Origin of the sequence: Maritalea sp., assembly GCF_047634455.1 — a bacterium.
GTDB lineage: Bacteria > Pseudomonadota > Alphaproteobacteria > Rhizobiales > Devosiaceae > Maritalea.
This window is the reverse complement of the sequence record NZ_JBLIAI010000088.1, coordinates 1-7990: the sequence shown is the minus strand read 5'-3', so window position 1 is coordinate 7990 and position 7990 is coordinate 1. Positions and strand designations below refer to the sequence as shown.

7 protein-coding genes are annotated in these 7990 nt (G+C 49.8%); all 7 read right to left on the bottom strand.

From position 1 onward, the window contains the following. The coding region (locus tag ACJAZW_RS14525) for a PHP domain-containing protein (RefSeq protein WP_415159360.1) at positions 1 to 1107 on the bottom strand (1107 nt) is incomplete at its 3' end. 326 nt (positions 1108 to 1433) lie between these two features. After that, positions 1434 to 2126: an ABC transporter ATP-binding protein gene (locus tag ACJAZW_RS14520; protein ID WP_415159358.1), complete on the bottom strand. Its 693-nt coding sequence runs from the start codon at positions 2124 to 2126 to the stop codon at positions 1434 to 1436. After that, positions 2119 to 3483 carry an ABC transporter permease gene (locus ACJAZW_RS14515; RefSeq protein ID WP_415159356.1) on the bottom strand — a complete coding sequence of 455 codons (1365 nt, stop codon included), beginning with the start codon at positions 3481 to 3483 and terminating at the stop codon, positions 2119 to 2121. The genes ACJAZW_RS14520 and ACJAZW_RS14515 overlap by 8 nt, the downstream gene beginning before the upstream one ends. Positions 3484 to 3486: 3 nt before the next feature. Then, positions 3487 to 4836, bottom strand: a complete 1350-nt coding sequence (proS, locus tag ACJAZW_RS14510; RefSeq protein WP_415159354.1) for a proline--tRNA ligase — start codon at positions 4834 to 4836, stop codon at positions 3487 to 3489. Between the two features lie 362 nt (positions 4837 to 5198). Further along, positions 5199 to 5447, bottom strand: coding sequence for a DUF1467 family protein (locus tag ACJAZW_RS14505; RefSeq protein ID WP_415159352.1), 249 nt, complete (start codon positions 5445 to 5447; stop codon positions 5199 to 5201). A gap of 22 nt (positions 5448 to 5469) precedes the next feature. Further along, positions 5470 to 7134 carry a ribonuclease J gene (locus ACJAZW_RS14500; protein ID WP_415159350.1) on the bottom strand — a complete coding sequence of 555 codons (1665 nt, stop codon included), beginning with the start codon at positions 7132 to 7134 and terminating at the stop codon, positions 5470 to 5472. Next, the gene (locus tag ACJAZW_RS14495; RefSeq protein ID WP_415159348.1) at positions 7131 to 7925 is read right to left on the bottom strand and encodes a biotin--[acetyl-CoA-carboxylase] ligase; all 795 of its coding nucleotides are present in this window, start codon (positions 7923 to 7925) and stop codon (positions 7131 to 7133) included. Before ACJAZW_RS14495 ends, ACJAZW_RS14500 begins: the two co-directional genes overlap by 4 nt. Positions 7926 to 7990 lie beyond the last annotated feature (65 nt).

The following is a 7990-nucleotide window of genomic DNA, read 5'->3' as shown; positions in this document are numbered from 1 at the left end:
CTGATCTTTTGCCCATTTGATAAAATCAGCAACGATCAAAAAGTAGCCCGGGAACTTCATGCTCACAATTACATCAAGTTCGAACGCAAGCCGGTCACGATAGACTTTTTGTGTTAGCCCCTCAGCAGGACCAATCTGCTCAAGGAACCGCTCCAGACCATCCTGGGCTTGCCGGGTTAGCTCTTGGCCCTCGGCTTCGACAGCCTCATCGGGTGACAAGTGGGCAGGTGCCGCAAAATAGGGCAGAATTGGATCACGCTCTTGCGGCCAAAAATGACAGCGTTGCGCAATTTCTATGGTTGAGTTGAGCGCCTCAGGTAAATCGGCAAACAGGTCGCACATTTCTTGCCGCGACTTGAAATAATGCTCTTGAGAGAGCTTGCGCCGCTCTGTTTGCGCCAGCACGCTGCCCTCGGCGATGGCCAACAAAGCATCATGGGATTCAAAATCGTCTGGCTTGGCAAAGAACGGCTCATTTGTCGCCACCAACGGAATACCATTTGCATAGGCATAATCAATCAATTGCGGTTCAGAAATCTTTTGACGTTCAATATCGTGACGCTGCAACTCAATGTAAAAACGATCCCCAAAGCGTTCCTTAAGTGAATTCAGACGTTCAAGTGCAACACCATCATACCCTTGCGCAAAAGCCGGGTCGATGCCGCCTTCAAGGCCACCACTCAAACAGATGAGATCATGCGTTAGTTCGCCATCAAGCCAATCCAGATGCAGCTGCGCCAATCCATCAGCACTTTGCAAATAGGCTTGCGAAACCAACTCACTTAAATGTCCAAAGCCTTTCTCGGACTGTGCAATCAGAACAATCGATTCTTTGGCAAACTTCTTTCGTTCTTTACCCGGAATATCTTCTGGCGGTTCAAATTGCAGCGGAATTTCACAACCCACAATTGGTTGCAAACCCTTGCCGCTGGCCATCGTAGAAAATTGAAGCGCACCAAACAGGTTGTTGGTATCTGCTATCCCGAGCGCCGGTTGCTCGTCTGCGATGGCCAAATCAATAAGCTTTGGCAGCTTAATCGCGCCTTCAAGCAGCGAATAAGCAGAGTGAGCGTGTAAGTGAATAAAGCCGGGACCATTTATCATCATACTCTACTTTTAAGAGAGCCGTTGCGCCGCGCCAAGTCGATATCTCATTTCATACACAATTGTCAGGACAAGGTGGAAAGAATATCAAGCCAAAAAAGCGTTGCCGCGCTGAATGCTGTGATTGAACAAAGGGCCATTACGTCTTTAATAAAGTATGTCATGCTCTATCTCCATGTTTCCTATTTGTTCTTATATATTCTCCTTTTGTTCTTGTCCACAACCTTTCCACAGCTCGTCCACAATCACTTCGATTATGGTAAACGCACCAACAAGTGGTGCGAAAAACGACGCACGATCCAGACTTTTTGAATTTGAGAGATTTTTGGCTAAAACGAAAACGGCACCAAACGGCCATCTTTGAGCGTCAACACCCGATCAGCGCGCTTGGCAATGTCGTAATTGTGCGTCGCGATCAAGCCAGCTGCATCATGGTTGCGGATGGTACTTGCCAATAGGTCGAACACAATCGTGCTTGTTTCTGGGTCCAGATTGCCAGTTGGCTCATCCGCTAAAATCAATCCAGGTGCGTTGGCCAATGCGCGTGCAATGGCCACACGTTGTTGTTCACCACCAGAAAGTTGAGCGGGCCGATGCGTGCCCCGATTATTCAATCCCATCAGTTCGAGCAGTTCATTGCCGCGCGCACGGGCTTTAACATCAGATATGCCAGCGATCAGTTGCGGCATCATCACATTTTCAGTGGCGTTGAATTCAGGCAACAGATGATGGAATTGATAAATGTATCCCACATGCTGTCGCCGCACGAGCGTGCGTGCGCGATCCGACAGATCATCTGTTGGCACATCACAAATGGTCACATTGCCCTTATCGGCACGTTCCAGCAATCCAGATATATGCAACAAGGTCGATTTGCCAGCGCCAGACGGGGCCACAAGCGCAACGATCTCGCCACTAAAGATTTCAAGGTCTGCCCCTTGCAATATCTTGAGTTCACCCGCGCCTTGCGCGTATGTGCGGTGAATATTTTCAAGCCTGAGCTTCACATTTTTATCAACCATAACGAAGCGCCTCAACTGGATCAAACTGCGCGGCCCGCCACGCAGGATAAAGCGATGCAGCAAAACTAAGGATCAACGCCATGCCGACAACAAACGCCACTTCCACCGGGTCAGTTTTCGACGGTAGTTCCGACAAGAAAAACACCTCCGGAGGGAACAAAGCAACACCAATGGTATCTGAGACCCAAGCGCGCAAGCTTTCAGCATTTGCCGCGATCACCAACCCAACTACCAGCCCAAGCAGGGTCCCCGCAACGCCAATCGCGGTCCCGGTCATGCAAAATATCCGCATAATCGACGCCCGTGTGGCCCCAATGGTGCGCAATACGGCAATGTCTGCATTCTTTTCCTTCACCAGCATCACCAGCGACGAAATAATATTGAAGACAGCCACCAACACGATCATGGACAGGATAACGAACATCACAACTCTCTCAACCTGCAAAGCCGAGAAAAACGTCTCGTTGCGGCGTTGCCAGTCCGTAAAAATCATCGGCCGACCAGCAACAAGTTGCAAAGGCTCGCGCATGGCCGTGGTGGCGTCCGGGTCGTCCAAGAACACCTCCATGGCACTCACGCGATAAATCCGCTCGTAAGCCGCATCAATCTGCTCGTCAGTGGCGTCAAGCGGCAGAGGTTCCTGTCCGTCTTTGAGCACGTCCCGATAGAGCTGAAAATAATCCTGCCCCTGTTGCAGCGGCATAAACACAAAGAAGCTGTCAAACTCGACCATGCCAAGTTCAAATATCACGTTCACTGGATAGGATCGGATTTGTGGCGTGGTGCCAAATGGCGTCACCACCCCATCTGGTGTGATAATCGTCACCGGATCGCCGATAGATAGGCCCAATTTCTGCGCCAACCGAATACCAATAGCAACGCCGCGGCTATCATCCCAACCATCAAAGCCGCCCAAAATTGTCGAGTTTTTGAGCGAAGGAAGTTTTTCGATATCCAGCAATGACATGCCACGTACAGAAACGCCTGTAGATTGCCCAACACCGGACGCGAGCGCCTGCCCTTCAGCAAACGCCACAACAGACTGCACCCCGTCCACAGTTTCCATGCGGAGCAAAACTTCACCATAGTCTTCAAACTGTTCTTCGATGGGAAAGACCGTAAAATGACCGTTTAGCCCAAGAATTTTGTCCAACAGTTCTGCCCGAAAACCGTTCATGACCGAAGTCACAACGATCAAAGTTGCAACCCCGATCGCGATACCAGTTAGCGTCAATGTTGCAATAACGGAAATGAACGTCTCTTCACGCTTAGCGCGCAAATATCGCCATGAAACCATAAATTCAAACGGAGAAAATGCTCGGTTTTTTTCAATCATCGTCGCGCTAGTTTTAGCCATAAATTAGATCGTATCCAAACGAAGTGGTTCAATAATCGAACGAATGTGCTCAGCGGCCACATCAATAGAAACATTGCTGCGCTCACCGGTTTTGCGATCTTTGATTTCAACTTCGCCATTTTTAAGGCCACGCGGACCAACAATCATTTGAAACGGCAAACCAATCAGGTCAGCGGTGGCAAATTTGCCGCCCGCGCCCATATCACGATCATCATAAAGCACATCAATGCCCGCGCTCTTCAGCTCGCCATACAATTTCTGGCAACTTTGGGTGCACGTATCATCACTGGCTTTCAAGTTGATCAAACCAAGTTCAAAGGGTGCCACAGGCACAGGCCAGATAATGCCGTCATCATCGTGACTTGCTTCAATAATCGCCGGCACAATGCGCGTCAGTCCAATGCCATATGATCCCATATGGACGGCAGCTTCCTCACCATCCGCGTTGGTCACTTTTGCGCCCATCGGTTCCGAGTATTTTTCACCAAAATAGAAAACTTGCCCAACTTCAATGCCCCGTGCAGCGATCCGACGGTCCTCGGGCACATCGGCCTCAAACTTGTCCATTTCGATCATGTCTTCGGTGGCCGCATAAAGCGAAGTCCAGTCATCAACAATACCGCTCAAATCACCTTCATAATCCACGTCAATTGGCGGAATTGGTTTATCGAGCAGTTGCTTATCGCAGAACACGCCACTTTCACCCGTGTCGGCCAAAACGATAAACTCATGGCTTAAATCACCACCAATTGGTCCAGTTTCCGCTCGCATCGGGATGGCTGTTAGACCCAACCGACGGTAGGTGCGCAAATAGGCGACAAACATCCGATTATAGGATTTGAGCGAGCTTTCTTTGTCCAGATCAAACGAATAGGCATCCTTCATCAAAAATTCGCGGCTGCGCATGGTGCCAAAACGCGGACGGATCTCATCGCGGAATTTCCACTGAATGTGATAAAGGTTTAGGGGAAGGTCTTTATAGGATTTGATATTCGCCCGAAAAACCGATGTGATCATTTCTTCGTTCGTCGGCCCATAAAGCAAATCCCGACCATGTCGGTCTTCAATCCGTAGCATCTCTTTGCCATAATCGTCATAGCGGCCGCTTTCGCGCCACAAGTCAGCAGGTTGCAGCGTTGGCATCAGCATTTCGTGTGCCCCAGCCCGGTTCTGCTCTTGCTCGATGATGGCTTGCACTTTGCGCAGCACTTTGTAGCCAAGCGGCAACCAGGCATAAAGCCCACTCGCTTCTTGCTTGATCATGCCGGCACGCAACATCAAACGATGTGATACGATCTCGGCTTCTTTGGGTGTTTCTTTAAGGACGGGCAAAAAATAACGGGAAAGGCGCATATTAAAAGCTGCTCTTTTCGACTCGGATATTGAAAATTGACGGTTCAATCGCGAGAAAACGCCAATTGGGCGCATTTATCAAGCCAAAACCCTGTTTTTAGCCATTAAGCACCCCGGTAAACCAATCAGGACAAAAACAACCCGAAGATGACAAAAAGTTGATGACACTTATCAAATCACTTGCTAGTGTCCAATCCCAATAAGAGGAGTGCCCAAAAATCAAAGGGCAAGCCCATCTCGCAGACGAGGTCAAGGGAGGAACATTGGCTGCCGTTAAAAGTATAAGACCAATGCATTGTCGCGACACTATTTTGGCAGAGCTTCGGCTCTGCTTTTATTTTGCCTTCAATACGTTACTGGCATTAGCTCCAGTAATTCTGCAACCACTCAGTCGCCAGTCCCAGCCGCACCAAATACAGCAGAACTAGCGCCAAAACGGACGTAAAGGCAGCTTTCTTCAACAAGTTTGGCCGCAGCGGCGCGCCTGGTTCATTCCCTGCGATGACTTTTTCACCTGCTTCATGTGGCGACCGCACACCGATCGGCAATGCAATGAAAAGGCAAAGCCACCAGAGTACAAAATACAGCGCTATTGAACTCAAAAGACCCATAATAATTCCCCTATCGGACCTGTTATATGCGGTGCACGAAAACCTTCACATGCGGTTTTTTGCCCCACAACTGGTTGATTTCAGATCTCACAGAACGTCGCAACGCTTCGGAAATCACTTTCTTGTCCGCCCGTTTTTTAGCTGGCATGGATTTCAAAGTGGCTTCTATAGCCATTTCTACGACTTCGCTAAAGTCGCCATCTTCATCCACAAGCGCGGGCAAGCCGACCAACTCAAATTCTGGTGCATTTACAACCTGTCCTTTTGAGTTGATGCAAAGTGAAACATTCACACACCCCCCAAAGGCAAGACGCCGCCGCTCGCGCACACCGCTTTCCTCTGGTTGACACAAAATTTCGCCATCCAGATACACCCTGCCACTTGGGATTTCTCCCTTGTTCACGCTGGCAACTGGGTAAAGTTGCGCCAAATCGCCATTGCGAACACTCAGACAGTTCTTAATACCAAGCTCTTCGCCCAACTTTAAATGCGCATCCAGATGCAGCGCTTCACCGTGTGCTGGCACCAGAGTGTTCGGCTTAAGCCAATCATAGAGCTGGCGCAATTCATCACGGCGCGGGTGTCCAGATACGTGAATCAACGCATCACGATCGGTAATGATTTCCACACCCTGATTAATCAGCATATTTTGGATATCGCCAACGTCTCGCTCATTACCTGGAATGGCTTTAGACGAGAAAATTACCCGATCACCCTTGCTCAACGTAATGACCGGGTGATCGTTGCGCGCGATGCGCGCCATAGCGGCACGGCTTTCGCCTTGCGAACCGGTGCAAATCAGCACAACTTTATCGCGCGGCAAATAGCCAAATGCATCTTGATCTAAAAAGGGTTCAAGATCACCCATCAACCCCAGATCGCGAGCGATCTCGCTGACCCGATGCACCGAACGCCCAGCGGCAACCACATGACGCCCCGCTTTTTGCGCAGCCCGTGCAATCGAAATCATTCGTCCAACATTTGAGGCAAAAATCGTCACTGCGACCCTTTTCGGCGCAGCCGCAATCAATTCGGCGAGCGTTTGGGCCACTTCGCCCTCACCAGGGCTAGACCCTTCGCGGGTTGCGTTTGTGCTATCGCCAACCACAGCCAACGGCCGCGGATCATCACCAATTTCTTTGAACCGCGCTTCATTGGTTTTGTCATTGCCAACAGGCGACGGGTCAATTTTCCAGTCGCCAGTGTGCAACACCCTGCCCGCATCGGTTTCGATATATAATGAGCAACTCTCTGGAATCGAATGCGAAACATTGATCAATTCAAGCGAGAACGGACCCGCTTTGAATTTTTCACCTGCCTTAACGACAGTAATCGGTACGGTTTCTGTAAAATTGTTCGACTTTGCCTTGCTGTCCGTCATTGCTTTGGCAAATGGCGTAGCAAAAACCGGACACTCCAAATATGGCCACAGATCAAGTAGCGCGCCATAATGGTCTTCATGAGCGTGGGTCAGCACGAGCCCTTGAATATTTTCGACTTCATCTTCCAAAAAACGAATGTCGGGCATAACCAAATCGATACCAGGCAAATCAGGTTTTGCGAACGTCAGGCCGCAGTCAACAATTAGCCATTTGCGCCCCTGCGGAGCACCATAACCATAAAGTCCAAAATTCATGCCGATTTCGCCTACGCCACCAAGGGGGACGAAAACCAGTTGATCACTCATTTATTATTGCTTTCAAATTTCATTTCGAGCGGAAAAATTTCGCCCGCTGTAATTGTTCGTGGCCGACCCATATAGTCCACCAGTAAATTGCCTGTTGCGTCGACGCCATCTAGTCGAGCGACAAAACTCTCGGTACTCGTGTTAATTCGCATGTTTTGCCCAACTTTATAGGCATGCGCCAACCAATCTTGCCGAATGGTCGAAAAACCCTGTCCCATCGCCCACTGCTCAAGTCGCAGCGCAACCGCATCACTTAAATAGGGAAAAAAATGCTCAACCGAAGTATGAATTCCCCATTCATTCAGGTTACCCGCCGGGTGATTGGTTTTGTCAGGGTGCGAGGCGGTATTAACACCAATTCCAATCACCACAAAACGCGACCGATCCCTCATGCCGCCCTCAAGTAGCAGACCAGCACATTTTTTGTCGCAGATAATCAGATCATTCGGCCATTTAACTTCAATATCGTCGTCAAGTGGGCCAACACCGGGCTCATTGATGGCCACAACCGCGTCGCGTAACGCAAGCGCCAACACAAACGACAATTGCGCGACTTTTTCAGATGGCGCGGGGTCACTCAGCAACAAAGAGGCAAACAAATTGCCCTTAGGCGAATTCCAGTGGCGGCCACGCCGACCCTTGCCATCCAGCTGCTCATCCGCAACCAACCATTGATGGCCAGAAGCACCAGCGAGCGCATCTTTCATCAGTTCTGAACTGGTCGAAGCTACCGATTCAACATGGTTCAGTCTAAATCCACTTTGCGCTGCCCTTTCGCCTAGACTTATCACCTAAAACAAGCTGCCAGCAGCCGCACTTGCTATGTCTTTGAGCGGCCCAGCAACGATAATAGCGT